The organism is Brevundimonas sp. NPDC090276, assembly GCF_044772165.1.
In the GTDB taxonomy this organism is placed as follows: domain Bacteria; phylum Pseudomonadota; class Alphaproteobacteria; order Caulobacterales; family Caulobacteraceae; genus Brevundimonas.
Window position 1 is genome coordinate 130,423 of the sequence record NZ_JBIVYK010000001.1, and the last position, 26,020, is coordinate 156,442.

The 26,020-nt window shown below is 69.0% G+C and carries 17 protein-coding genes; 9 read left to right on the plus strand and 8 right to left on the minus strand.

From position 1 onward, the window contains the following. Nucleotides 1-35: 35 nt before the first annotated feature. Both ACIQTU_RS00595 and dapF read right to left on the minus strand, forming a co-directional pair. Entirely contained in the window at nucleotides 36-2,315 is a 2,280-nt protein-coding gene (locus ACIQTU_RS00595; RefSeq protein ID WP_400540788.1) for an NADP-dependent malic enzyme, read from the minus strand. A gap of 89 nt (nucleotides 2,316-2,404) precedes the next feature. Further along, entirely contained in the window at nucleotides 2,405-3,250 is an 846-nt protein-coding gene (dapF, locus tag ACIQTU_RS00600) for a diaminopimelate epimerase (RefSeq protein ID WP_400540791.1), read from the minus strand. 49 nt (nucleotides 3,251-3,299) lie between these two features. Between dapF and ACIQTU_RS00605 the strand changes: the two genes are divergently transcribed. The 8 genes from ACIQTU_RS00605 to ACIQTU_RS00640 all read left to right on the plus strand — a co-directional run bounded on the left by ACIQTU_RS00605 (nucleotide 3,300) and on the right by ACIQTU_RS00640 (nucleotide 15,620). After that, complete coding sequence (locus ACIQTU_RS00605) at nucleotides 3,300-4,103, plus strand: potassium channel family protein (RefSeq protein WP_400540794.1); 804 nt, start codon at nucleotides 3,300-3,302, stop codon at nucleotides 4,101-4,103. 102 nt (nucleotides 4,104-4,205) lie between these two features. Continuing rightward, nucleotides 4,206-6,389, plus strand: a complete 2,184-nt coding sequence (locus ACIQTU_RS00610) for a prolyl oligopeptidase family protein (RefSeq protein WP_400540797.1) — start codon at nucleotides 4,206-4,208, stop codon at nucleotides 6,387-6,389. A gap of 171 nt (nucleotides 6,390-6,560) precedes the next feature. Beyond that, a complete protein-coding gene (locus tag ACIQTU_RS00615; RefSeq protein WP_400540800.1) occupies nucleotides 6,561-8,765 on the plus strand; it encodes a prolyl oligopeptidase family protein in 2,205 nt (734 codons plus the stop codon). Nucleotides 8,766-8,833: 68 nt separating this feature from the next. Further along, on the plus strand, nucleotides 8,834-9,589 hold the full coding sequence (locus tag ACIQTU_RS00620; protein ID WP_400540803.1) for a DUF1223 domain-containing protein: 756 nt from the start codon (nucleotides 8,834-8,836) through the stop codon (nucleotides 9,587-9,589). Between the two features lie 73 nt (nucleotides 9,590-9,662). Next, nucleotides 9,663-11,618 (plus strand): potassium transporter Kup, encoded by a 1,956-nt coding sequence (locus tag ACIQTU_RS00625; RefSeq protein ID WP_400540806.1) that lies wholly within the window; start codon nucleotides 9,663-9,665, stop codon nucleotides 11,616-11,618. Nucleotides 11,619-11,665: 47 nt separating this feature from the next. Further along, nucleotides 11,666-13,009, plus strand: a complete 1,344-nt coding sequence (locus ACIQTU_RS00630; protein WP_400540809.1) for an RsmB/NOP family class I SAM-dependent RNA methyltransferase — start codon at nucleotides 11,666-11,668, stop codon at nucleotides 13,007-13,009. 108 nt (nucleotides 13,010-13,117) lie between these two features. Then, nucleotides 13,118-14,722, plus strand: coding sequence for a bifunctional phosphoribosylaminoimidazolecarboxamide formyltransferase/IMP cyclohydrolase (gene purH, locus ACIQTU_RS00635; RefSeq protein WP_400540812.1), 1,605 nt, complete (start codon nucleotides 13,118-13,120; stop codon nucleotides 14,720-14,722). A 148-nt stretch (nucleotides 14,723-14,870) separates the two neighbouring features. Continuing rightward, nucleotides 14,871-15,620, plus strand: coding sequence for a dienelactone hydrolase family protein (locus ACIQTU_RS00640; RefSeq protein ID WP_400540815.1), 750 nt, complete (start codon nucleotides 14,871-14,873; stop codon nucleotides 15,618-15,620). Nucleotides 15,621-15,623: 3 nt separating this feature from the next. Here the strand turns inward: ACIQTU_RS00640 and ACIQTU_RS00645 are convergent, their stop codons facing one another. From ACIQTU_RS00645 to trpS, 3 genes are all read right to left on the minus strand, one after another. Further along, nucleotides 15,624-16,088 (minus strand): OsmC family protein, encoded by a 465-nt coding sequence (locus ACIQTU_RS00645; protein WP_400540818.1) that lies wholly within the window; start codon nucleotides 16,086-16,088, stop codon nucleotides 15,624-15,626. An 11-nt stretch (nucleotides 16,089-16,099) separates the two neighbouring features. Then, nucleotides 16,100-16,807, minus strand: coding sequence for a GNAT family N-acetyltransferase (locus ACIQTU_RS00650; RefSeq protein WP_400540821.1), 708 nt, complete (start codon nucleotides 16,805-16,807; stop codon nucleotides 16,100-16,102). A gap of 71 nt (nucleotides 16,808-16,878) precedes the next feature. Next, a complete protein-coding gene (gene trpS, locus ACIQTU_RS00655) occupies nucleotides 16,879-17,916 on the minus strand; it encodes a tryptophan--tRNA ligase (protein ID WP_400540824.1) in 1,038 nt (345 codons plus the stop codon). A 217-nt stretch (nucleotides 17,917-18,133) separates the two neighbouring features. Here trpS and ACIQTU_RS00660 point away from each other — a divergent pair, with 217 nt between their 5' ends. Further along, on the plus strand, nucleotides 18,134-18,868 hold the full coding sequence (locus tag ACIQTU_RS00660) for a hypothetical protein (protein ID WP_400540827.1): 735 nt from the start codon (nucleotides 18,134-18,136) through the stop codon (nucleotides 18,866-18,868). A gap of 16 nt (nucleotides 18,869-18,884) precedes the next feature. Here the strand turns inward: ACIQTU_RS00660 and murJ are convergent, their stop codons facing one another. Genes murJ through mutS form a run of 3 tightly spaced genes read right to left on the minus strand, consistent with a single transcriptional unit; the run spans nucleotide 18,885 to nucleotide 26,006 of the window. Then, nucleotides 18,885-20,591 (minus strand): murein biosynthesis integral membrane protein MurJ, encoded by a 1,707-nt coding sequence (murJ, locus tag ACIQTU_RS00665; RefSeq protein WP_400540830.1) that lies wholly within the window; start codon nucleotides 20,589-20,591, stop codon nucleotides 18,885-18,887. 31 nt (nucleotides 20,592-20,622) lie between these two features. Next, nucleotides 20,623-23,313: a [protein-PII] uridylyltransferase gene (glnD, locus tag ACIQTU_RS00670; protein ID WP_400540833.1), complete on the minus strand. Its 2,691-nt coding sequence runs from the start codon at nucleotides 23,311-23,313 to the stop codon at nucleotides 20,623-20,625. Next, the gene (gene mutS / locus ACIQTU_RS00675) at nucleotides 23,310-26,006 is read right to left on the minus strand and encodes a DNA mismatch repair protein MutS (protein WP_400540836.1); all 2,697 of its coding nucleotides are present in this window, start codon (nucleotides 26,004-26,006) and stop codon (nucleotides 23,310-23,312) included. The genes glnD and mutS overlap by 4 nt, the downstream gene beginning before the upstream one ends. Nucleotides 26,007-26,020 lie beyond the last annotated feature (14 nt).

Below are 26,020 nucleotides of genomic sequence, written 5' to 3' on the forward strand. Positions count from 1 at the left end.
AGGCCGCCTCTCGACGTTCCAGAGATGGAAAGCGATCAGTCCTCGACCTCGGCGCCCTCGGCGTAGGCGGCGAAGGTGGCGGCGGTGATGATCTCGCTGACCGAGGCGCCCAGGGGCACGATCTGCACCGACTTCTCCAGGCCGACCAGCAGCGGGCCGATCACCGTGGCGCCGCCCAGGGACTGCACCAGGCGGGTCGAGATGGCGGCCGAATGGATGGCCGGCATGACCAGGACGTTGGCGTCGCCGGTCAGGCGCATGAAGGGATAGTTGGCGCGCGCCTCGGGGTTCAGGGCCAGTTCGGGCGGCATCTCGCCTTCGTACTCGAAGTCGACGTCCATGGCGTCCAGGATGCGGATGGCCTCGCGCACCTTCTCGCCGCGGTCGCCGGGCGGATCGCCGAAGGTCGAGTAGCTGAGGAAGGCGACACGCGGCTTACGGCCCAGCTTCTTGACCGTGGCGGCGGCCTTGATGGCGATCTCGGCCAGTTCCTCGGCGTTGGGCAGTTCGTGGATCGAGGTGTCGGCCACGAACAGGGTGCGGCCCTTGGCCAGCAGGATCGACAGGCCGATCATGCGGTCCTTCACGTCGAGGACGCGGCGGACCTCCTTCAGGGCCATGTTGAAGTTGCGGGTCACGCCGGTGACCATGCAGTCGGCCTGGCCGCGCGCGATCATGGCGGCGCCGAAGTAGTTGCGGTCCTGGTTGATCATCCGCTGCACGTCGCGGCGCAGATAGCCCCGGCGCTGCAGGCGGTTGTACAGCCACTCGACGTATTCGGCGTTCCGCTCCGACACGCGGGCGTTCATCACCTCAATACCCAGGTCGTCGAAATTCAGGCCGGCCTCGGCAGCGTTCTGACGGATCAGGTCCTCGCGGCCGACCAGGATCGGCGTGCCCAGCTCGGCCTGCTTGAAGGCCCAGGCGGCGCGGATGACCGACTGCTCCTCGCCCTCGGCGAAGACCACGCGCTGCTTGGGTCCCGAGCGCACGGCCGAGGAAATCTTCTGCATCAGGGCGGCGGACGGATCGACCCGCTGGCGCAGGGCGATGCGATAGGCCTCCATGTCCTCGATCGGCTTGCGGGCCACGCCGGTGTCCATCGCCGTCTGGGCGATGAAAGGCGGGATGTACCAGATCAGGCGCGGGTCGAACGGGGTCGGGATGATGTATTCCGGGCCGAACTTCAGCTTGCGGCCGCGATAGGCGGCGGCGACCTCGTCCGGCACGTCCTCGCGGGCCAGAGCCGCCAGGGCCTGGGCGCAGGCGATCTTCATCTCGTGGTTGATCTGGCGCGCGCGCACGTCCAGCGCGCCGCGGAACAGATAGGGGAAGGCCAGGACGTTGTTGACCTGGTTCACATAGTCCGAGCGACCGGTGGCGATGATGGCGTCCGAACGCACCGACTTGACGTCTTCCGGGGTGATTTCCGGGTCGGGGTTGGCCATGGCGAAGATGATTGGATTGGGCGCCATGGAGGCAACCATTTCCTTGGAGATGGCGCCCTTGGCGGACAGGCCCAGCACCACGTCGGCGCCGACCATGGCCTCGGCCAGGGTGCGCAGAGGCGTGTCGGTGGCGTGCGCCGCCTGCCATTGCGAGACGTTGTCGCGGCCCTTGTAGATGACGCCCTGACGGTCGCAGATGACGGTGTTCTCGGCCTTGACGCCGGCGGCCTTCATCAGGGCGATGGACGACAGGCCCGCGGCGCCGGCGCCCGACAGGACGACCTTCAGGTCTTCCAGCTTCTTGCCGACGATATGGGCGGCGTTGATCAGACCAGCGGTCGAGATGATGGCCGTGCCGTGCTGGTCGTCATGGAAGACCGGGATGTCCAGCAGGTCCTGCAGCTGGGCTTCGATCTCGAAGCATTCCGGGGACTTGATATCCTCCAGGTTGATGCCGCCCCAGGTGTCGCCGATGTTCTTGACCACGGTGACGAACTCGTCCGGGTCAGTGGTCTTCACTTCCACATCGAAGCTGTCGACGTCGGCGAAGCGCTTGAACAGGACCGACTTGCCCTCCATCACCGGCTTGGACGCCATGTGGCCCAGGTGACCCAGGCCGAGGATGGCGGTGCCGTTCGAGATGACGGCGACCAGGTTGCCCTTGGCGGTGTAGTCGTAGGCCTTGTCGGCATCCGCCGCGATAGCCAGGACCGGCACAGCCACGCCCGGCGAATAGGCCAGGGACAGATCGCGCTGGGTCGCCATCGGCTTGGTCGGGGCCATGGAGATCTTGCCCGGGATCGGATCGCTGTGGAACTCCAGAGCGTCGTCGTCGGAGAAGGTCTGTTTGTCGGTCAATTCGGGCATTTCGATCTCGGGAAGGGCAGGCGCCCGTCGTTCCTAGATCCTGGGACGGGTGGGGACAACCGTTGACGCAGCGTCAAGCCGACGATTGCTCAGCTTTGTGGCAAAAGCCCTGTACGTTCGATCTCGACCGGGCCGGTCATGAAGACGTGGCCCGAGACCTCGTCCCAGTCGATGGTCAGCTCGCCGCCGTCGACCACGACGGTGGCCTTGCGGTCGGTCAGGCCGCGCCGGGCCGTGGCCACCAGGGCGGCGCAGGCGCCGGTGCCGCAGGCCAGGGTCAGGCCCGCACCGCGTTCCCAGACCCGCAGCCGGATATGGTCGCGGTCGATGACCCTGGCGAAGCCGACGTTGACGCCCTCGGGAAAGAGCGGGTGGTGTTCGACCAGCGAGCCCGAGCCGCGCACAAAGGCATCATCCTGCTGGTCGGTGAAGAAGACCACATGGGGATTGCCCATTGAGACCGCGCCGGGCGTATGCAGAAGCGGCGCGTCGATCGGCCCGACCTGCAGCTCGATGCCGCGCGTGTCCATCTCCTCGGCCAGCGGCACCTGGGACCAGTCGAGACGGGGCGCGCCCATGTCCACGGTGACCTGATGATCGCCCGCCCGTCGCGCCGTCGTCGGCCCGCCGAGGGTGTCGATGACCACCTCTTCCTTGTCCGTCGCTTCCAGCAGCAGCCAGCCGACGCAGCGTAAGGCGTTGCCGCAGGTCTGGACCATCGAGCCGTCGGCGTTCCACACGCGCATGAAGGCGTCGGCCGTCTCGGAGGGCTCGACCCCGATTAGCTGGTCGAAGCCGCCAAGGCCTGCCGCCGGATCGGCCAGGGCGCGCACTTCGGCCTCGGTCGGATGAAACGGGGCTTCAAAGGCCTGAACGACGATGAAGGCGTTTCCGGCGCCGTTCATGCGGATGTAGGGGCGGGCGGCTTGGGTCATGTCTGGGTTCATATAGGATTTTTCCGCGGTTCATGTATCGCTGGCGGCGATGGCGAGCGAACAGGCTGAAATTCAGGAACATCGCGGTCTGCGGCTGCGGGCGCGGCTGCGCTACCTCTATCATGGGACCCAGCCCAGGGCGGTGAAGTTCCGCCTGATGGTCATCGTCATCGATCTGGCCATCATCGCCTTCTTCCTGGCGACGCCGATCCTCAAGGAGGCGGGCTGGGTCTTCTATGTCGCGGACTATCTTATCGCCGCCGTCCTGGGCCTGGACCTGGCGGCGCGCGCCTATGCCTATTCCGACATCCGCGACTGGCTGAAACGGCCGATCGTCTGGGTCGACCTGTTCGTGCTGGCGACCCTGCTGTTCCCGGTCTGGCTGGCCAACCTCGGCTTCCTGCGGCTGCTGCGGCTGTGGAGCCTGCTGAACAGCGACCTGTTCTGGCGCACCATCGGCCGGCGTTTCGACGACACGCGGGTCGAAGAGATCACTCGGGCGCTGGCGGCCCTGATCACCTTCGTCTTTGTCGTGACCGGCTTCGTTTATGCCTATTTCCGGGGCAAGGCCGAGCATATCAATGGCTATCTCGACGCCCTCTATTTCACCGTCGCCACCCTGACGACCACGGGGTTCGGCGACATCACCTTGCCGGGCAACTGGGGCCGGGTCATCTCCATCGTCGTCATGCTGGTGGGCATCACCCTGTTCATTCGCCTGGCCCAGACCCTGATCCGGCCACACAAGGTGAAATTCCCCTGTCCGGTCTGCGGCCTGCAGAAGCACGACCCTGACGCCGTTCACTGCAAGGCTTGCGGCCAGATCCTGTGCATTCCGGACGACGGCGCCTGATCCCCCTGCGACTAAAGATGACAGGCTTGTAAGATTTCCGCCGCTTGCCGCGCGCCCGGGTCGTCGCCAAGGTGCCGCCGGAATTCTGTTGGGGAATGAAACATGATCCGCACTCTGGCGTCCGCCGCCGCCCTTCTTCTCGCCGCCGGAGCCGCTCCCGTCGCCATGGCCCACTCGTCCGACACGCCCGCCCCCGCCGCTGCTTCGTCCACGCCGGGCTTCGCGACCAGCGACGCGACCGATCCCTATATCTGGCTGGAAGAGGTCGAGGGCGAGCGCGCCATGGACTGGGTCAAGGCCCACAACCAGACCTCGCTCGGCGTGCTGCAGGGCGACCCGCGCTATGAGACCCTGCATCAGCAGGCGCTGGATCTGGTGCAGTCGGCTGACCGTATCCCCTCGCCCGGCTTCACCCATGACGGCCATGTCGACAACTTCTGGCAGGACGCCGAGCATGTGCGCGGCATCTGGCGCCGCACGACGCTGGACTCCTATCGCACCGCGACGCCGACCTGGGAGACCATTCTCGACATCGACGCCCTCTCGGCCGCCGAGGGCGCCAATTGGGTCTACAAGGGCGCGACCTGCCTGCCGCCCGAGGAACGCTACTGCCTGCTGTCCCTGTCGAACGGCGGCAAGGACGCGGTGACGATCCGCGAGTTCGACAGCGTCACCAAGACCTTCGTGGACGGCGGCATCAGCCTGCCGGAATCCAAGGGCGACGCCAGCTGGATCGACAAGGACACCCTGCTGATCTCGCGTGACTTCGGCGAGGGTTCGCTGACGGATTCGGGCTATCCGCGCACGGTGCGCCTGCTGAAGCGCGGCCAGAGCGTCGATCAGGCGGTCGAGGTCTTCGCCGGTCAGAAGACCGACGTCTCGGTCTCGGGCTACACCCTGCGCGACGCCGACGGCGTGGTGCAGGCGGTGCTGCTGAACCGCGGCGTCAACTTCTATGAGAGCGAAACCTGGCGCCTGAACGCCGACGGCACGACGACGAAGCTGGAGCTGCCGCTCAAGTCCAACATCAACGCCCTGGTCGCCGGCCAGATGGTGGTGACGACGGATCAGGACTGGACCGCGCCCTCGGGTCAGGCATTCAAGACCGGCGACGTCATCGCCTGGAACCTGCAAGCCTGGTTGGCCGACCCGAAAACCCCGGCCCGGCTGGTGATCCGTCCCGGCGAGCGCGAGGCGATCGAGGGCATCAGCGCCACGCGCAACACCCTGGTCGTGGCCCTTTATGAAAACGTGCGCGGCTCGGTCTATGTTTATCGTCCCAACCCGACCGGCGAGTGGCCGCGCACCCGTCTGGACCTGCCGCAGAACGTCACCGTCGGCGTCGGCTCGGCTTCGGAGCAGGACGACAAGATCTTCGTCAGCGTCGCCGGCTACCTGAACCCGTCCAGCCTCTATCTGGCCGATGCGGCCACGGGCGCCGTCGCCCTGACCAAGTCCCTGCCGGCCAAGTTCGACGCCGCCGGCATGCGGGTGGACCAGTTCGAGGCCCGCTCGGCCGACGGGACGATGATCCCCTATTTCGTCGTCCATAAGGACGCCATGGTCATGGACGGGTCGAACCCGACGCTTCTCTACGGCTACGGCGGATTCCAGTCCTCGCTGCTGCCCGGCTATTCGCCGACGGTCGGCAAGCTGTGGCTGGAGCGCGGCGGCGTCTATGTCATCGCCAATACGCGCGGCGGCGGCGAGTTCGGACCCAAGTGGCACCAGGCGGCCCAGCAGGAGAACCGCCAGCGGGCGCACGAGGATTTCCAGGCCGTGGCCCTGGACCTGATCGCGCGCAACATCACCAGCCAGCCGCACCTCGGCGTCATGGGCGGCTCGCAAGGCGGCCTGTTCATGGGGGCCATGCTGACCCAGCGCCCCGACCTGATCAACGCGGCGATCATCCAGGTGCCCCTGTTCGACATGCTGCGCTTCCACAAGCTGCTGGCCGGCGCCTCGTGGATCGGCGAGTACGGCAACCCGGACATCGCCGAACAACGCGCCTGGATCGAGCAGTATTCGCCCTATCAGCGCCTGGCGGCGGGTCAGCCCTATCCCGAGGTCTTCATCCACACCTCGACCAAGGACGACCGCGTCCACCCCGGTCACGCCCGCAAGGCGGCGGCGCGCCTGGAGGAGCTGGGCTATCCGGTCCTCTTCTATGAAAACACCGACGGCGGCCACGCGGCCGGCGCCAACCTGCGCGAAACGGCTCGCCGCATCGCGCTGGAATACACCTATCTGACGCGCCGCCTGATGGACGAACCGGCGAAGCAGTAGGCGCTATCCGATCCTCCCCTGTGAGCCTTGGCGAACGGGGGAGGGGGACCACGAAGTGGTGGAGGGGGCGAGCCCCGAACGCCGAGGCTGGTTCCGCCCCCTCCACCGCCTGACGGCGGTCCCCCTCCCCCGCTGACGCGAGGGAGGATTTCGAAAGCGGAGTTTGTTTTCATGCGCCACCTCTTCCTGTCGGCCGCCCTGCCCGTGCTGATCCTGGCCGCCGGTCCGGCTCTGGCCCATGCGCCGATCGACCCGGCCGTCGTCGCCGCATCGGCGCCGCCGCCGCACTTCCCGCGCGATCTGTCGCCCGAGGGGGTCAAGGCCGCCGACGATCATCTGGCGCTGGAAGCGGTGGACGGGGCCGAGGCCCGCGCCTTCGTCGCCGCTTCGAACGAAAAGGCCCTGTCGGCCCTGACCGGAGATCGCCGCTACGAGCCCTTCCGCCAGCAGGCCGAGGCCATCCTGACGGCCACCGACCGCATTCCCGGCGTCAGCTTCCTGGGCGAAGGTCTAGGCAATTTCTGGCAGGACGCGGCCAACCCGAAGGGGGTCTGGCGCCGCACGACGCTGGACAGCTATCGCACCGCCCAGCCCCAGTGGGAGACCCTGCTGGACATCGACGCCCTGGCCAAGGCTGAAGGCCGCGACTGGGTGTTCAAGGGCGCCGACTGCCTGGCGCCGGACGAGACCCGCTGCCTGATCAACCTGTCGGACGGCGGCAAGGACGCCGTGACCGTCCGCGAGTTCGACCTGACCACCAAGACCTTCGTTGAGGGCGGCTTCGTCATTCCCGAGGGCAAGCACCGCCTGACCTGGCTGGATCGCGACACCCTGCTGATCGCCACCGATTTCGGCCCCGGCACGATGACGGAATCGGGCTATCCCTTCATCGTCAAATCCCTGAAGCGCGGCCATCCGCTGGCCCATGCGACCGAGGTCTATCGCGGCCAGCAGTCCGACGGCGGCTACGGCGTCTCGCCCATGGTCTTCCGCGACAAGGCCGGGGCGGTCGAGGCCGTCCTGTTCAGCCGCCCGCTGGACACCTTCCGCTCGGAGACGTGGTGGCTGAAGGATGGGCGTCCGGTTCGCCTCCATATTCCGGACCGCGTGACCCTCCATGGGATGCTCGCCGGAACTCTGGTGTTCGGACTGGACGAGGACTGGAACGGGTCCATCAAATCCTTCAAGGCCGGAACCCTCGTCGCGCCGCCGCTTGCTGGGCTGGAGATCGAGAACCCTCACCTCGTCTTCGGCAACCTGCAGGTGGAGGCGTTCACGCCCACAGAGCGTCAGTCCGTGGCGGATGTCGCCGTTCTGGATGATCGTCTGGTGGTGGCGCTGAACGACAATGTGCGCGGTCGCCTGATTACCCTCAGGCCCCGTGGTGAACAGCCCTACAGGTCCGGCGAGTTGGCCGTGCCGGCGAATAGCGCTGTCGGCTTGGGCGACAGCTCCAAATCGCGAGGCGAGGTGTTTGTTTCGAGCCAGGGGTTCCTGACGCCGCCGACTCTCAGCCTGTTGTCGGCTGGTCCTGCAGCGCAGGCCCTGACCGAACTGAAGTCGGCCCCGGCCAAGTTCGATGCCTCGACCCATGTCGTCGAGCAGTTCGAGGCGACCTCGACCGACGGGACGAAGATTCCCTACTTCGTCACCCGCCCGAAGGACCTGGCGATGGACGGAACGGGTCCGACCATACTGTTCGGCTACGGCGGCTTCCAGGCCAGCTTCCCACCCGCCTACAAGCCCGAGATGGGCAAGCTGTGGCTTGAGAACGGCGGCGTCTTCGTTCAGGCCAACATCCGCGGCGGCGGCGAGTTCGGCCCCGGCTGGCACCAGGCGGCCCTGCGCGAGAACCGCCAGCGCGCCTTCGACGACTTCGCCGCCGTGGCCCGCGATCTGGAGCAGCGCAAGATCACCAGCCCGCGCCACCTGGGCATCTATGGCCGGTCCAACGGCGGGGTCCTGACCTCGGTGTCGATCACCCAGCACCCGGAGCTGTTCAACGCGGCGGTGATCGAAAGCCCGCTGATCGACATGCTGCGCTATCAGGACCTGCCTGCGGGCGCCTCGTGGATCGGCGAATACGGCGACCCGCGCATCCCCGGCGACGCCGCCTTCATCGCTCGCTACTCGGCCTATCAGCAGCTGCGGCCCGAGACGAAATACCCGCGCGTCTACATCACCACCAATACGCGCGACGACCGGGTCCACCCCGGCCACGCTCGCAAGTTCGCGGCGCGCCTGGGCGATCAGGGTCACGACCACCTCTATTTCGAGGACACGGCCGGCGGTCACTCCAACGACGCCGACCCGGTCGCCAACGCCCGCCGCTGGGCCCGGCATTACGTCTATCTCAGCCAGCAGCTGATGGACTGAGAGAAGGCCCCCGCGCCGCTCACGGTTTTATGAGCGGCGCGGACGGATCGAGGGGCTAGGATCGCCAGATGACGGCACGGGGTTCGATCAGGTTCGGGATGATGACGGCGGCGCTCGCGAGCGTCGGCCTGCTGATCAGCGCCGCCTCGCCGCCGCGCGAGCGCGATGCGACAGTCCAGCCGGTGGTGGTCGAGCTCTTCACCGCTCAGGGCTGTTCCGGCTGTCCCGAGGCCAATCGGACTCTGGAGGCGGTGGCGAACGCGCCGGGCGTCATCGCCCTGACCTATGGCGTCGGCTACTGGGACTATCTCGGCTGGTCCGACACCTTCGCCAAACCCGAGTTCGCCGCCCGCCAGCAGGCCTATCGTCAGGCATTAAAACTCAGGAACGTCTCGACGCCCCAGGTGGTGGTCGACGGTCGGCGTCAGTTGTCGGGCGCCCGCCCGCCAGAACTTCAGGCCGCTATCGACGCTGAAGCGGCCGCCCGTCTGCACCCGCCCGAGATCGAGTTCCGCGAGACCGGCGACCGGGTCGGGGTCGGCTCGGGCCGTCCGCCGCGCGGCGGGGCCGAAATCCTGGCCGTCGTCTATCAGCCGGGCCTTCAGACCGTCGAGGTTCGGCAGGGCGACAACCGCGGCCAGCAGGTGCGGCACGTCAATGTGGTGCGCGAGGTGCGTCGTCTGGGCGACTGGACCGGCCGCCCCGTCCTCTTCGCGCTGCCCGGCGATTCCTCGTCTGAAGACAACGTCGTAGTTCTGGTCCAGGCCAAGGCCGACCGGCGCATTCTGTCGGCGGCGCGACGGGCGGAACCGAGGCCCGATTGAACCGCTGACGGAAAGGGTCTAAAGGCCCGCCGCTCTTGATGGGCGCGCCGTCCGCGTGACCCGGAGGATTTGCATGGCCGGGGACACGCCCCGCGGCGACGCCGAGACGTCGACCGCTAAAGCTTCCGAACAACTGAACGCCCAGACTCCGTCTCCCCAGGGGCACGGCAAGGCGACGCATCGCGCCCTGATCCTGGGCGCCATCGGCGTGGTCTTCGGCGACATCGGCACCAGCCCGATCTACGCCCTGCGCGAGGCCATCGGCCACGCTCAGAAGGGGGTCGGCGGCGAGTTGGCCATCATCGGCGTGGTGTCGCTGGCCTTCTGGGCCCTGATGGTGGTGGTGACGTTCAAATACGTCATGTTCCTGATGCGGGCCGACAACAAGGGCGAGGGCGGCACCCTGTCGCTGATGGCCCTGGCCCAGCATGCGGTCGGCCGACGCAGCGCCTGGCTGTTCATCCTCGGCGTCTGCGGCGCGGCCCTCTTCTACAGCGACGGCGTCATCACGCCGGCCATTTCCGTGCTGTCTGCGGTCGAGGGGCTGAAGGACGCGCCCGGCCTGAACGGCGAGCTGGACCCCTTCATCCTGCCGATCTCGGCGGGCATTCTGATCGCCCTCTTCCTGGTCCAGTCGCGCGGCACCGCCGGCCTGGCCAAGTTCTTCGGCCCGATCACCGCCGTCTGGTTCCTCAGCCTGGGCGTCCTGGGCCTGACCCATATCTTCGACGACATCTCGATCCTGCGCGCCCTCTCGCCGACCTATGGCATCCAACTGCTGCTCAAGGACGGCTTCCTCGGCTTCGTCATCCTAGGCAGCGTCTTCCTGGCCGTGACGGGGGCCGAGGCCCTCTATGCGGACATGGGCCACTTCGGAAAGGCGCCGATCCGTCAGGGCTGGCTGTTCGTGGTCCTGCCCTGCCTGACGCTCAACTATCTGGGCCAGGGCGCCTTCCTGCTGGACAACCCCGGCGCGGCGGACAACCCGTTCTGGAACATGGTGCCGCAGATGATCTACTGGCCCATGCTGATCCTGGCCACGGCGGCCACGGTCATCGCCAGTCAGGCGGTCATCACCGGCGCCTTCTCGGTGACGCAACAGGCGGTCCAGCTGGGCCTTCTGCCGCGCATCGACATCCGCAACACCTCCGAGACCCTGGCCGGCCAGATCTATGTCCCGGCGGTCAACAGCCTGCTGATGATCGGCGTGCTCTTCCTGCTGCTGACCTTCCAGTCGTCGCACAACCTGACGGCGGCCTATGGCGTGGCCGTGACCGGCACGATGCTGGTCAACACCCTGATGTCCTGGTCGGTGGTGACCAAGAAGTGGAAATGGCCGATGTGGGCGGTGCTGGGCACCCTGATCCCGTTCGGGATCATCGACGGCGTCTTCCTGACCTCCAACCTGCTCAAGATCCCGGACGGCGCCTGGATGCCGCTGGTGCTGGGCGGCGGTCTGGTGCTGATCATGTGGACCTGGGTGCGCGGCACGCAGATCCTGACCGAGAAGACCCGCAAGGACAGCCTGCCCCTGCATGACCTGATCGAGATGCTGAAGGCGCGGCCGCCGCACCGCGCGCCTGGCACGGCCATCTTCCTGACCTCGGACCCCGAGGTGGCGCCCGTCGCCCTGATGCACAACCTGAAGCACAACAAGGTGCTGCACGAGAAGAACGTCATCCTGACGGTCCACACCGCCGACCGGCCGCGCGTGGCCGACAGCCAGCGGGTATCGATGGAGCCGATCAGCGACGACTTCAAGCGTCTGACCATCACCTATGGCTTCATGGAGACGCCGAACGTGCCGCGCGCGCTGGGCCTGTGCCGCAAGCAGGGGCTGAAGTTCGACATCATGTCGACCAGCTTCTTCCTCGGCCGTCGCTCGGTGGTGCCCTCGGCGCGTCAGGGCATGCCCCTGTGGCAGGACAAGCTGTTCATCTTCCTGATGCGCAACGCGGCCAATCCGACCGACTTCTTCCATATCCCTCCCGGCCGCGTGGTCGAACTGGGCACGCAGGTTTCCGTATGAGTGGTGGTACGCCCAAGGGCAAAAGCTCGGCCGCGCGCGGTCGTCGCATGGCTGAAAAGGCGCGCCCGCGTCGCGAGGCCCGGCCCGAGGTCGTGGCCGAGGACCCTCACGCCGACATCGGCGTCGAGGCCCGCCTGGTCGCCGGCATCCTGCTGAACGCCGCGCTGGAGAAACGCACCGGCCTGGACGAGGCCCTCAGCCAGTCGCCGGCCAAGGATCTGGCCGGACCCGACCGCGCCTTCGCCCGCGCCGTGGCCATGGCCGCCCTGCGCCGTCTGGGCGAGATCGACCAGATTCTGGATCGTCGCCTGCAGAAGGCCCCGCCAGCCCCGGTGCGCACCATCCTGCGCGTCGCCCTGGCCCAGACCCTGGTGCTGGGCACGCCCGCCTTCGCCGCCGTCTCGACCGCGGTGAAACTGGCCGAGCGCGACGCCAAGACCCGTCCCTACAAGAACCTGGTCAACGCCGTCCTGCGCGGCGTCGATCGAGACGGTCCGGGCCTGACGACCGCTGAATCCAACCTGCCCGACTGGCTGGCCGCGCGCTGGAAGGCCACCTATGGCGAGGCCAATCTGATTGGGCTCGCTTTGGCCACCCGCGAGGAACCGGCCACCGACCTTAGCGCCAAGCCCTCCGTCGATCTGGATGTTCTGGCCCAGGACGTCGAGGGCGAGGTTCTGCCCGGCGGCACGGTCCGCACCGGCAAGCGCGGCGATGTGGCGAGCTGGCCCGGGTTCGAGGCCGGCGACTGGTGGGTGCAGGACGCCGCCGCCGCCGTCCCCGCCCGCCTGCTGAACGTCAAGGCTGACGAGACCGTTCTGGACATGTGCGCCGCCCCCGGCGGCAAGACCCTGCAACTGGCCGCCGCCGGCGCCGAGGTCGTGGCCGTGGACCGCTCGCCCGCGCGCCTGAAGCGTCTGCGTCAGAACTTCGACCGCACCGGCCTGCCGGTCGAGGTCGTCGCCGTCCCGGTCGAGGACTGGGAGGACGACCGCACCTTTGAGGCCGTGCTGCTGGACGCCCCCTGCACCGCCACCGGCACCTATCGCCGCAACCCCGAAGTCCTGCGCGCCACCCGCCCCGCCGAGGTCGCCAAGCTGGCCGACGTGCAGCACCGCCTGCTGGACGTGGCCGCCGAGAAGGTGAAGCCCGGCGGGCGTCTGGTCTATTGCGTCTGCTCGCTGGAACGCGAGGAGGGCGAGACCCAGATCATCGCCTTCCTGCGCCGCAACCCGGCCTTCCGCACCGTGCCCGCCGTCCCGAGCGAGGTCGGCGCCCCCGACGAGGCACTGACCCCCGAAGGGTGGCTGCGCATCCTGCCCTCGCAATGGGCCGAACGCGGTGGCGTCGACGGCTTCTTCGCCGCGAAGCTTGAGCGGATCGAGGGCTAAGGCGGCCTTGAGGCCGGGCGCGGGATTCACGGCAAGGGATGACGCTGGCGGCCTTGGGTGCTAGAGCGCCCGCCATCTCCCCGCCCCAGCTGTTAACGGACGCCGCCCATGCCCGCCGCTCCCGACTTTCCGCCCGCCCCGGACGCGATCAAGCCTGTCCGCGCCCTGATCTCCCTGTCGGACAAGGCGGGGCTGGAAGACGCCGCGCGCACCCTGGCCGGCCTCGGCGTCGAGCTGGTCTCGACCGGCGGCACCAAGGCGGCGATCGCGGGCTATGGCCTGCCGGTCAAGGACGTGGCCGATCTGACCGGCTTCCCGGAAATGATGGACGGCCGGGTCAAGACCCTGCATCCCGTGGTGCACGGCGGCCTGCTGGGCGTGCGCAACGCCCCGACCCACGCCGCCGCCATGACCGAGCACGGCATCGGCGCCATCGATATCGTCTGGATCGACCTCTATCCGTTCGAGAAGACGGTCGAGGACGGCGGCGGCTTTGAAGCGGCCATCGAGAACATCGACATCGGCGGCCCGGCCATGATCCGCTCGGGCTCCAAGAACCACGGCCACGTCGCCGTCGCCGTCGACTCGATCAGCATCGGCCTGATCGTCGAGGCCCTGAAGGCCGACGGCGCGACCTCGCTCAACCTGCGCAAGCAACTGGCCGCCCGGGCCTTCGCCCGCACCGCCGCCTATGACGCCGCCGTGTCGTCGTGGTTCGCTGCTCAGCTGAACGACGCCGCCCCGGCCCGCAAGTCGATCGCCGGTTCGCTGGCGCAGACCCTGCGCTATGGCGAGAACCCGCACCAGACCGGCGCCTTCTACCGCACCGGCGAGAAGCGTCCCGGCGTGGCCTATGCCGAACAGGTCCAGGGCAAGGAGTTGGGCTACAACAACATCGCCGACGCCGACGCCGCCTATGAACTGGTCGCCGAGTTCGAGGCCCCGGCCTGCGTCATCGTCAAGCACGCCAACCCCTGCGGCGTGGCCGTCGGCGCCACCCTGTCGGAAGCCTACGCCCGCGCGCTGGAGTGCGACGCGGTGTCGGCCTTCGGCGGCGTCATCGCCGTCAACCGCCCGCTGAACGGCGAGGACGCTCGCGCCATCACCGGCATTTTCACCGAGGTGGTCATCGCGCCGGGCGCCGACGACGAGGCCAAGGCCGTCTTCGCCGCCAAGAAGAACCTGCGCCTGCTGATCACCGACGGCCTGCCCGACCCGCACGGCGCCGGCGAGGTCTTCCGCTCGGTGGCCGGCGGCTTCCTGGTCCAGTCGCGCGACCGCTCGCTGATCAAGCCGTCCGACCTGAAGATCGTCACGCGCCGCCAGCCGACGCCGACCGAGATCCAGGACATGCTGTTCGCCTTCACCGTGGCCAAGCACGTCAAGTCCAACGCCATCGTCTACGCCAAGGACGGCCAGACGGCGGGCATCGGCGCCGGCCAGATGAACCGTCGCGACAGCGCCCGCATCGCCGCCATCCGCGCCAAGGAAGCGGGCGAGGCCAAGGGTCTGGCCCATTCGCTGGCCGAGGGTTCGGCCTGCGCCTCCGAAGCCTTCTTCCCCTTCGCCGACGGCCTGCTGGAAGCCGTCGCCGCCGGGGCCACGGCGGTGATCCAGCCGGGCGGCTCGATCCGCGACGAGGAGGTCATCGCCGCCGCCGACGAACGCGGCATCGCCATGGCCTTCACGGGCGTGCGCGTCTTCCGGCACTAGGCATTTAGAGCGCTAACGCGAGCCGCGCGGCGGCTCGCTGCTTGAGCGCAGACACGCGCGCCGGTCTGGCGTGGAAGAAAAGTAGAAGCGTCGCGGTCGAGAGATCGCGGCGCTTTTTCTTTGCCGTTCGCACGTTATGCTGCCCCCTATGGATACGCTCGACGCCCGCTGGGCCATGCTGGAACCGCACACGACTGTGGTGGGCCCCGACGACGACCGGCCGCGTCCGGCGGTGCTGCTGTTCCACGGCTGCGGCGGCCTGCGCGATCACCTGCCGCGCTACGCCGAGGCGGCCAAGGCGGCGGGCTGGCGCGCCTTCATCGTCGATTCCTACGGGCCGAGGGGCTGGAACCGCGCCTTCACCCTGACCACGGTCTGCACCGGACTGGTGTTCCGCGGCTATGAGCGGGCGGGCGATCTGCTGGCCACGATCCAGGGCGTCTCACGCCGCCCCGACGTGGATCCGACCCTGCTGTCGCTGGCGGGCTGGAGCCACGGCGGCTGGTCGATCATGGAGATGATGAGCGAGGACCCGCAAGCCGGCCGCCTCGGCGTGGCCGATCCCGGCGACTGCGACCTGTCGGGGGTCAAGGCGGTGTGGCTGGCCTATCCCTATATCGGCGCCTGGGCCTTCAACCGGATGAAGCCGTGGCGACACTGTCCGCGCGTCCTGGCCATGACGGCCAAACGCGACCACCTGACCACGGTGTCGAACGCCGAGCGGGTCAACGCCATGATCCGCGACTGCGGCTCCGAGGTGGAAAGCTGGGTCGCCGACGGCACCCACGCCTTCGACGAACCGACCAGCAACGGCCCCATGCGTCATCACCCCGAGCTGACGCTGGAGGCCCTGCGCCGCTTCACGGCCTTCCTCAAGGATGTGGCGCCCGAGGCTTGAGCCTCAGCCGATACGGGCCGTGACCGTGATCTCGGACCGCACCGAATGGGCCATGTCGCAGTGCTCGTGCGCGGCGTGATGCAGGGCGTCCAGTTCGGTCTGATCGGGCTGGCGGCCAGTGAAGCTGGTCACCGGGTTCAGGGCCACGCGCGCCAGATAGGACTTGCCCGCTGCATTCTTGTCCAGCTCGCCCGAGGCGTCGTCCAGATAGCGATCGACCATCAGACCGGCGTTGGCGGCGAAGGCCAGGAACCACAGCATGTGACAGCTGGACAGGGAGGCGATCATGGCCTCCTCCGGATCCACGCCTGCCGGGTCCGACATCGGCACCGGCACGCCCGAGGGCGCCGAGGAGCCGGGCACCACCGCCCCGCCGTCAAAGCGCCAGACATGGGCGCGGCTGTATCGCTTGTCGACGAAGGCCTGATCGCCCCGCGTCCATTCCACCACTGCGCCGTGACCGCTCATGCTCGCCTCCTTCAGACCTCGCCCAGCGAAGTATAGGTCATGCGCGCCCGCGTCTGAAATCCTAGCCCGCGATAGAAGGCGATCGTTGTCTCATGATCGGCGAAGGCGTGCAGGAAGGCTGTCTCCCCGGTCGCTAGGATCTCGCCGACCACCACGCGCGACAGGGCGGCGGCGTAGCCCATGCCGCGATGATCGGGATGGGTGCAGACCCCGCTCAGCTCCGTAAAGCCGTCGACGCGCAGCCGCCGCCCCGCCATGGCCACCAGTTGACCGTCCCGCTTGATCCCGACGAAGGGGCCCAGCTCGCGGGTCCGGGAGCGAAAGGGGCCGGGTTTCGTCAATGTGGCCAGGGCCAGCATGGCGGGGGCGTCCGCCTCGCCCAGCACCTCAATCGCGTCGTCCAGCGGCGCGCTCGTCCCGACCGGCGTCAGGGTCGTGGCCGTCATCTGCACCAAGGCGACCTGGGCGGCGACCGGCACGCCCTCGGGCAGCACCCCGGCCATCGGTCCGTCCTCGCGTTCGACCAGTCCCGCGCCGGGGTAGCGTCGCGCCAGGACGCCGAGCGCCTCGCGGCTGGCCGCGCTGTCGTCCGCCGCCGCCAGAAAGACGCCGACCTCGGGATCGAGACGCGCGGCCAGCGCCCCGGAATCGGGCGTCGCGAAGCGGGACAGGCGCGTCGTCAGGGCGTTGAAGACGGCGCGATCAAGAAGATGGGTCATGAGCGATGATCTAGGCGTGCAGACCCCGCCGCGAAACCCGCCGCGCGGCCGTCACGTCCGAAAACGGCCGATCAGCCCTGCCAGAAGCCGACGATCTTCTTGACCTCGTCCACCACCGGCTGAGCCGTTTCGCGGGCGCGCTCGGCGCCGACGGCCAGGGCGCGGTCGATCTCAGCCGGGTCGGCCATCAGGCGGCGCATCTCGGCCGTGACCGGGGCCATCGACGTCACCGCCAGTTCGGCCAGCTTGGGCTTGAACGACCCGAAGCCCTGACCGCCGAACTCGGCCAGAACGGCCTCGCGCGTGGTGTCCGACAGGGCGGCGTAGATGGCCACCAGGTTCTTGGCCTCGGGCCGACCGTCCAGACCCTCGACGGTGTCGGGCAGGACATCCATGTCCGACTTGGCCTTCCTGATCTTGGCGGCGATGGTGTCAGCGTCGTCGGTCAGGTTGATGCGCGACAGATCCGACGGATCGGACTTGCTCATCTTGGCCGAACCGTCGCGCAGGCTCATGACCCGCGTGCCCGGTCCCTGGATCAGGGGCTCCGGCTGCGGGAAGAAGCCGGGCACGCCGAAGTCGTTGTTGAACCTGGCGGCGATGTCGCGGGTCAGTTCCAGATGCTGCTTCTGGTCCTCGCCGACCGGCACCTCGGTCGCCTTGTAGAGCAGGATGTCCGCCGCCTGCAGCACCGGATAGGTGTAGAGGCCGACGCTGGAGCGTTCCTTGTGCTTGCCCGACTTCTCCTTGAACTGGGTCATCCGGTCCAACCAGCCAAGGCGGGCGACGCAGTTGAAGATCCAGGCCAGTTCGGCGTGGGCCGGCACCGCCGACTGCGGGAAGATGGTCGCCTTGGCCGGATCCAGACCTGCCGCCAGATAGGCCGCCGCGATCTCGCGCGTCTGGGCCGTCAGCTTCTCGGGCTCCTGCCAGACGGTGATGGCGTGCATGTCGGCGACGAAGACGAACAGGGGCGCGCCCGTGTCCTGCAGTTCGGTGAAGCGTTTCAGCGCCCCCAGATAGTTGCCCAAGTGCAGGGCGCCGGAGGCCTGGATGCCGGACAGGATGCGGCGCGGACCGGTGTAGGGGGCCGGGGTCTGATCAGTCATGGAAGGGTTCTCGGGACTCGAAGAGGCTGGATTCGGCGCACGCGCAGGCGTGCGGGGTCGTGCGGTGAACAGTCAGCCGCGCCATCGCCGGGCGACGAAGATGTGTCCCGAATGAGCCATGCCCTCGCGCTTACCGGCTCGCAGCGCGAAGGGCAAGGCGAGAGGGCCGCCGACGCGTCCGTTGACCGGACGGGACGAACTCACATAGCGTCGATCCATGAAACATGCTCACGCCTATGCCGCACTGATCCTCGCGACAGCCTTCTTGGCGAGTTGCGCGACGCGGCCGCCGGCGCCGGAGAAACCCAATCTGGTCCAGCTATCGGTCGCCTACAGCGACGGACCTTGCGATTGGGGCTTGATGCAGGACATCAACAATCGACCTGCGACAAGCGGCGCGCTCGGCGCCGCCTATTGGCCGCACACAGTGCCTGTCGCGTCGCAATCAAGACGGGCGCGCTCGGCTCCGCTTCTGGCCTACGGCACGGATACCTCGTTCAGTTGGCCGTCGCAGCCGAACGAGCGGCTTTGCCTTGCGCTCCACAAACGAGCCTCGGTCTGGCAGGAAGGCGTCCCGCCTGTTCTGACGCTGGAGGTGTTTCAGGGGCCTGCCGAGGCTGAAGTCCACGCCTTGACCTCGAGTTCGTCTCTTTCAAGCGCGGTCGTGACGCTCAAGTCCGTCCACCCTGGCCCAGACCTCGCGCCCGGACGCCTGGACCTCGCCTTGCACAAGGGACGCGCCGAAGGGCGCTTCGCCCCGCCCCTGAACGGGCAACGGCTCCGCGTCACGGTTGTCGCGACCGAGGCCGGCGGAGAAGGCCAGACTGAACGCGCGCTGGAGCTTCTGACGACCGCCGGGGTCGAAGAAAACCTCATCGTCCGCGAGGGATCACGCCTCGTGGCTCGGCCCTCTTGGCCGGGGGCGGGAATGCGGTCGTCGCAACCGCGTTGACGGCCGCCGCCGCCGACTACCGCCCCTTGCGGATCAATCCCTTGATCTCGGCGACGGTGATCGCGCGCGTAGCGAAGGCCAGGGCCACATAGGTCAGACCACCCGCCGCCACGACGGCCAGCAGGGTCAGCTCCTTGGCGCCGTGGTCCGAGCCGATCGCGCCCAGCAGGGCCTCGATCGGCGCCTGCAGCATCGGCCGCGCCCAGGAGGCGAGGCCGACGACGACGCCCAGGCCGATGCTGGCCAGACCGATGCGCGCCAGCCGCGAGGCCGCCGCCGGGCTGGGCCGATAATGGCCGCGCCGCCACAGGGTGACGCCCAACAGCAGGGCGTTGGTCCAGGCCGCCGCGCTGACCGCTGCGGCGATCCCGGCTATGCCCATGCCCAGGTTGAACAGGCCGATGGCCAGGGCCGCGTTTACCCCCACCGAGACCAGGGCGAAGACCATGGGACGCCGCGTGTCGCCGCGCGCGAAGAAGGCTGGCGCCAGGATGCGGATCAGGACGAAGGCCGGCACGCCCCAGCCGAACTGGAACAGGGCCTGGGCCGTGTTGACGGCGTCGACCTGCAGGAAGGCGCCGCGCGTGAACAGGGCGTCGATCAGGAAATAGGGCATGGCCAGCAGGGCCGCCGCCGCCGGCAGGGTCAGGGCCATGGACAGGGCCAGGGCCTCGTCCATCGAGGCCTGCTGCTGGCCGTGATCCTTGGACGCCACCGCCGCCGACAGACGCGGCAAGAGGGCGATGCCGATGGCCACCCCGACCAGGCCGAGCGGCAGTTGATACAGACGGTCCGCCGTCGCCAGCCAGGTCCGCCCGCCGGCGACGAAGCTGGACAGGTTGCCCGAGATGAAGACGTTGATCTGGGTCGCCGAATTGCCGATGGCGGCGGGAATGGCGGTGATGATGATGGCCTTCACCGCCGGGGTCAGCCTGGGCATGGTCAGGCGGATGTTGGCTCCGGCCTTCCTCGCCGCCCACCAGCACAGGCCCGCCTGGGCCACGCCCGCGACGGCCACGCCCCAGGAGGCGGCGTAGGCGGCGCCGATCTGGTCGCCCTGGGCCGGGATGACGGCGGCCAGCATGATCAGGTTCAGCAAGATGGGATAGGCGCCCGAGACGATGAAGCGCCCGCGCGCGTTCAGCACCCCGCTCAGCAAAGAGGCGATGGCCATGCAGGGCAGGTAGGGCATGGTGATCTGGGTCAGGATCACCGCCAGCTTGAAGCGCGCCGGATCGTCCAGGAAGCCGATGTTGATGACCGTCATCAGCCAGGGCATCGTCAACTGGGCCACGACGGTCAGGACCACGGTCACGGCGGCGACGGCGGCCAGGGCGTCGGTGGCGACCTGATCGGCTGTGGCCTCGCCCTCGGTCTTCAGCGTCTTGGCGTAGGCGGGTACGAAGGCGGCGGCGAAGGCCCCTTCGGCGAAGATGCGGCGGAACAGGTTGGGGAAGTTCAGGGCAGTGTTGTAGGCGTCCGCCGCGGGTCCCGCCGAGGCCCCCAACGCCGCCGAAATCACCACGTCGCGCGCGAACCCGGCCAGACGACTGAGCAGGGTCATGGCGCTGAAGATGGCCGAGGAGCGCATGACGCCCCCCGTTTTGGGCGCGTCGCCGTCCAACGTTGTCGAGGCGGCGGGCGGCTGAACGATCGGCTCCACCGTCGCGTTCGCAGCCGGAACCGGGGCTGCCGGTTCGATGGGATCGGTCTTGTCGTTCACGGCTGATCTCTATGCTCGCCCGACAAACGCCTTAGCGCGCCCGTGGCCCGCTGGATACGGGCTTGCGTCCGATCTCGCCTTCCAGATCGGAGACGTCGCGCACGCTGGCCCGCACCGGAACGATGCGGCGCCCCGCCGGGCCCTGTGGCGCACGATCCAGAACCTCCAGCAGCCCGGCTTTCAGCCCCTCAAGCCGCGCCGCGTCGGTCGGCTTCGCCCCGTCCGCGTCGGTGATGTAGAAGCCGTCCACCGCCCGCTCGCCGAAACTGGCGATATGGGCCGAGCGGGTCGAATAGCCGTGGGCCGAGATGGTCCGCGCCAGATCGGCCAGCAGGCCCGGCCGGTCGGCGCCCGAGACCTCGACCACCACGGCGCTGGTCCCGGCCTCCATGTCGATGCGCACCACCGGCCGGACCTCGAACACGGCGCGGCGCGCGCTCACCCGGGGCGTCTCGACCGCCGAGGCGCGCGCGCCCTTCTGCGCCGCCCGTTCCAGCGCCTTGACCAGGATGGCCAGGCGACGCGGCTCGCGCTGGCCATAGGCCTCGCCCGCCCCGTCCTGAATCTCGAACACGTCCAGCGCCGTGCCATCCTCGGCGGTGGCCAGACGCGCGCCCACCACGTCGGCGCCCGCCATCGACAGGGTGGCGGCCAGATCGGCGAACAGGCCCGGCCGGTCCCATGTCGCCACGGCCACGCGGGCGGTGGCTTCCAGCGGCCCCTCGGCAGGCAAGGCTTCGACCGCCGCCCCATCGCGCCGCGCCCGTTCGACCAGGGCCGGGTGATCGACCAGCGGGTCCTCGCGCGTCACGGCGTCGCCGCGGAACAGGGCCTCGGTCGCCTCGAACAGGGCGCGCATCAGCTGCCCCTTCCAGCCGTTCCAAACCCCCGGCCCCACGGCGCGGATGTCGGCCACGGTCAGGACCATCAGCATCCGCAGGCGCTCCGGATCGCCCACGGCCTCGGCGAAGGCCCGCACGGTCGAGGGGTCGGACACGTCGCGCTTCTGGGCGTAGTCGCTCATCAGCAGGTGATGGCGCACCAGCCAGACCACCAGCTCGATGCGGCGCGGATCGACGCCCAGCCGCTCGCAGGCCCGGCGCGCGGCGATGGCCCCGTCCTCCAACTGACCCCGGTCGCCGCCCTTGCCCACGTCGTGCAGCAGCATGGCCAGCATCAGGGCCTCGATGTCGGCGATGCGGTGGATGATGGCGGTCGAGGCCGGATGATCCGCCTCCAGCTTGCCGCGCGCGATGTCGTTGATGATGCCCACGGCCTGAAGCGTGTGCTCGTCCACCGTGTAGGCGTGGTACATGTTGAACTGGGTCTGTCCGACAATCCGCCCCCATTCGGGCAGAAAGCGACCCAACAGCCCCGTCTCGTTCATGATCGACAGGACGCGGTAGGGCCGCTGGCCATGCGCCAGCAGGGTCAGGAAGGCCTCGGCAGCACGCGGGTCGCGCCGCAACGCCGGGGTCACCAGCGACAGGGCGCGGATCACGGCGGCGAAGGCGTCGGGATGCAGGTCCAGATCCAGCCGGTCCGCCTCCACGAACAGCAGAAGCAGCCGCACCGGGTCATGGGCGAAGACCGAGCCGCCGGTCACCGTCAGCCGCCCGCCCTCGACGGCCAGCCCGTCGAAGGCCAACTTCGCCCGCCGCCTTGGGATCAGCCGCGACAAGCCGCGCGCCAGGCCTTGCGCCTTCTTCTGCTGGCGCGCCTCCAGCTGGGCCGATACGGCGCGGGTCAGGGCCCCGACCTCGCGCGCCACCTGGAAATAGCGGCGCATGAAGCGCTCGACCGCCAGCTCGTCGCCGCGCCCGCGCCAGCCCATGCGCCGCGCGATCTCAGGCTGATAGTCGAAGGTCAGCTTTTCCTCGGCCCGGCCCGCCGCCAGATGCAGATGGATGCGGACGCTCCACAGGAAGCCGATGGCCTCGCGGAAGCTGCGCAGCTCGCGCGCGCTCAGCAGGCCCTCCAGCGCCGCTTGCCCCCGCTCGCTGTCGGGCGCCAGCGAGCGGGCGATCCAGAACAGGGTGTTCAGGTCGCGCAAACCACCCTTGCCGTCCTTGATGTTGGGCTCGACGCGATAGCGCACCGCGCCTGTTTTTTGCAGGCGGACGTCGCGTTCCTCCATCTTGGCGGCGATGAACGGGCGGGGATCGGCCTTGGCCACGTCGGCGCGAAACCGCTTCAACAGGCCTTCGCCCAGACCCGCGTCGCCCGCCAGAACCCGCGCTTCCAGCAGGGTGGTGCGCACCGTCATGTCGCCGCGCGCCAGATCCAGGGTCTCGCCAACCGATCGCGAGGCCGAGCCGACCTTCAACCCCAGATCCCACAGGACGTAGTGGACGAACTCGATCACCGCCGTCGTGCGCGCATTGACGCCCTGACCGGGCCGCAGGAACAGCAGGTCGAGATCGGAAAAGGGCGCCAGGACGCCCCGGCCATAGCCGCCGACCGCCAGTAGGCTCAACCGGTCCTCCGAAGCCGGATGCAGCACCTCGGTCGCCACCCGCCACAGACTGGTCAGCATCGCATCAGCGGCGGCGGCGTAGAGGCGCGCCGCCTCGGCCCCGTCGATCCCGCCCTCCAGCCGTCGGGCGACGCGGGCGCGCTCGATGGCGAAGCTTTCGCGCAGAACCTCGGTGACGGCGGCGCGGGCGTCGGGGGCCGAGGCCGCCTGAACCAGACGCGGATCCAGAGCCGCTGGAGGGGTCACGAGCGCGACAGCCCCTTCAGCCGATAGAGGGCCTCCAGCGCCTCGCGCGGGGTCAGTTCATCCGGATCGATGCCGGCCATGGCGTCGTCCAGCGCCGAGTTCATTGGAGCGGGCGGCGGCTCGGCCACGGCGGCGAACAGGGGCAGATCGTCCAGACGCGCCGTCGCCGCCTTCTCGCTCTCCAGCCGTTCCAGCACCTCGCGGGCGCGGGCGACCACCGCCGTCGGCACCCCGGCCAGCTTGGCCACCTGCACGCCATAGGAGCGATCCGCTGCGCCCGGCGCCGCCTCGTGCAGGAAGACCAGATCGCCGTTCCACTCGCGCGCCTTCATCGACAGGTTGCAGACGTGGTCCAGCCGCTCCTCCAGCTGCGCCAGCTCGTGATAGTGGGTGGCGAACAGCGTCCGCGCGCGATTGGTCTCGTGCAGGGCCTCGGCCGTGGCCCAGGCGATGGCCAGACCGTCGTAGGTGGCCGTGCCGCGCCCGATCTCGTCCAGAACGACAAAGCTGTGCGGCGTGGCCTGGGTCAGGATGGCGGCGGTCTCGACCATCTCCATCATGAAGGTGGAGCGGCCGCGCGCCAGATCGTCCCCGGCCCCGACGCGACTGAACAGCCGGTCCACCACGCCCAGCCGCATGGCGCGCGCGGGCACAAAGGCCCCGGCCTGGGCCAGCACCACCAGAAGCGCGTTCTGGCGCAGGAAGGTCGACTTGCCGGCCATGTTCGGGCCCGTCACGATCGACAGGCGCGAGGCCCCGGCGCCGTCGCCGGCCAGGCGGCAATTGTTCGGGGTATAGGGGTCGCCCTGCGCCGTCACCGCCGCCTCGACCACCGGGTGGCGCCCAGCCTCGACGTCGAAGCAGAGGCTGTCGTCGACGACGGGGCGGATGGCGCCGACCTCTTCGGCCCACTCCGCCAGCGCCGCATGGGCGTCCAGTTCGGCCAGGGCCTCGGCCACGCCTTGCAACGGCCCGGCCAGCCGCGCGACCTCGCGCCGCCAACCCTCGAAGGCCTCTCCTTCCATGGCCAAGGCGCGGTGCCCGGCCTGACTGATCCTGGCGTCCAGTTCCGACAGTTCGACCGTGGTGAAGCGGACCTGATTGGCCAGGGTCTGACGGTGGATGAAGGGGCTGTCGGGTCCGGCCCGCAGCAGGTTTTCCGCCGCCTTGGCCGAGGCCTCGAGGAAATAGCCCAGCACGGCGTTGTGACGCACCTTGAAGGCCACGCCGCTCTCGGCCACGGCCCGGGCCTCCAGATCGGCGACCACGCGGCGGCTGTCGTCGCGCAGGGTGCGGGCGGCGTCCAGTTCGGGCCGGTGGCCGGGGTTCACGAAGCCGCCGTCGCGCGCCAGATGCGGCGGCTCTTCAATCAGGCCGTCGCCCAGATCGGCCAGCAGGTGCGACAGCTCCCCGTCCAGAGTCAGCCGGTCGAGACAGGTCAGGACCCGCGCGGGCGGTCCCGCCAGAGGATCGTGGGTCGAGGCGGCGAACAGCCCGGCCAGAGCCTGCGCCGTCTTCAGGCCCGAGCGGATGGCCGCCAGATCACGCGGCCCGCCGCGTCCCAGCGCCAGACGCGAGGTGGCTCGCGCCACGTCGGCCGAGGAACGAAGCCCGTCGCGCAGATCGCGGCGCAGGTCGCGTCGCTCCAGCAGCCACTCCACCGCGTCCAGACCGGCGTTGATCGCCCCCGGATCACGCAGAGGCCGCGAAATGCGTTCCGCCAGAGCCCGCGCCCCGCCCGAGGTGACGCTGCGGTCGATGCAGTGCAGCAGGGAGCCGTCGCGCTCGCCCCTCTGGGTGCGGTCGATCTCGAGGCTGAGGCGCGTCGCCGGATCAATGGCCAGAAACCCGCTCTCCCCGGAACGACGCGGCGGAGCCAAGGCCGGAATCTTGCCGGCCTGGGTGGTTTCCAGATAGGCGGCGATCAGGCCGAGCGCCGAGACCTCGGCCTCCTCAAAGGCGCCAAACCCGTCCAGGGCCGAAACGCCATAGAGCCGCTGCACCCGGTCGCGGGCGCCGACCGGCTCGGCCAGAGCCTGCGGCATGGCCTGAACCACGCCCCCGGAGCCGTCCAACGCCCCCTTCAGGGTCTCGTCCGAAAACAGACGGTCGGGGACCAGGACTTCGGACGGGCGGAACGCCGCCAGCGCCGCGCCGAGATCGCTGAGGTCGCAGGCCACCGAGTCCACCGCCCCGGCCGAAAGCTCAACCACGGCCACGGCGGCGCGGCCCTTGCGCACCGCCACGGCGGCCAGACGGTTGGCCCCGCGCGCGTCCAGCAGGCTGTCTTCGGTCAGGGTGCCCGGCGTCACCACCCGCACCACGCCGCGATGCACCACCGCCTTGTGGCCGCGTTTCTTGGCCTCGGCGGGGGCTTCCAACTGCTCGCAGATGGCGACCTTGAAGCCCATGCGGATCAGCCGCGCCAGATAGCCGTCCAACGCATGGACCGGCACCCCGGCCATGGGAATGTCCTCGCCCTGATGCTTGCCGCGCTTGGTCAGGGTGATGCCCAGCGCCGCCGCCGCCTTGACCGCGTCGTCGAAGAACAGCTCGTAGAAGTCGCCCATGCGGAAGAAGAGGATGGCGTCCGGCTGATCGGCCTTGGCCGCCAGGAATTGCGCCATGACCGGGGTCGTGCCGGCGTCGGGCTTCAGATCAGCTTGCGGGGGGTGGGCGATGGGCGCGTTCATTGTCCGTCAGGGTG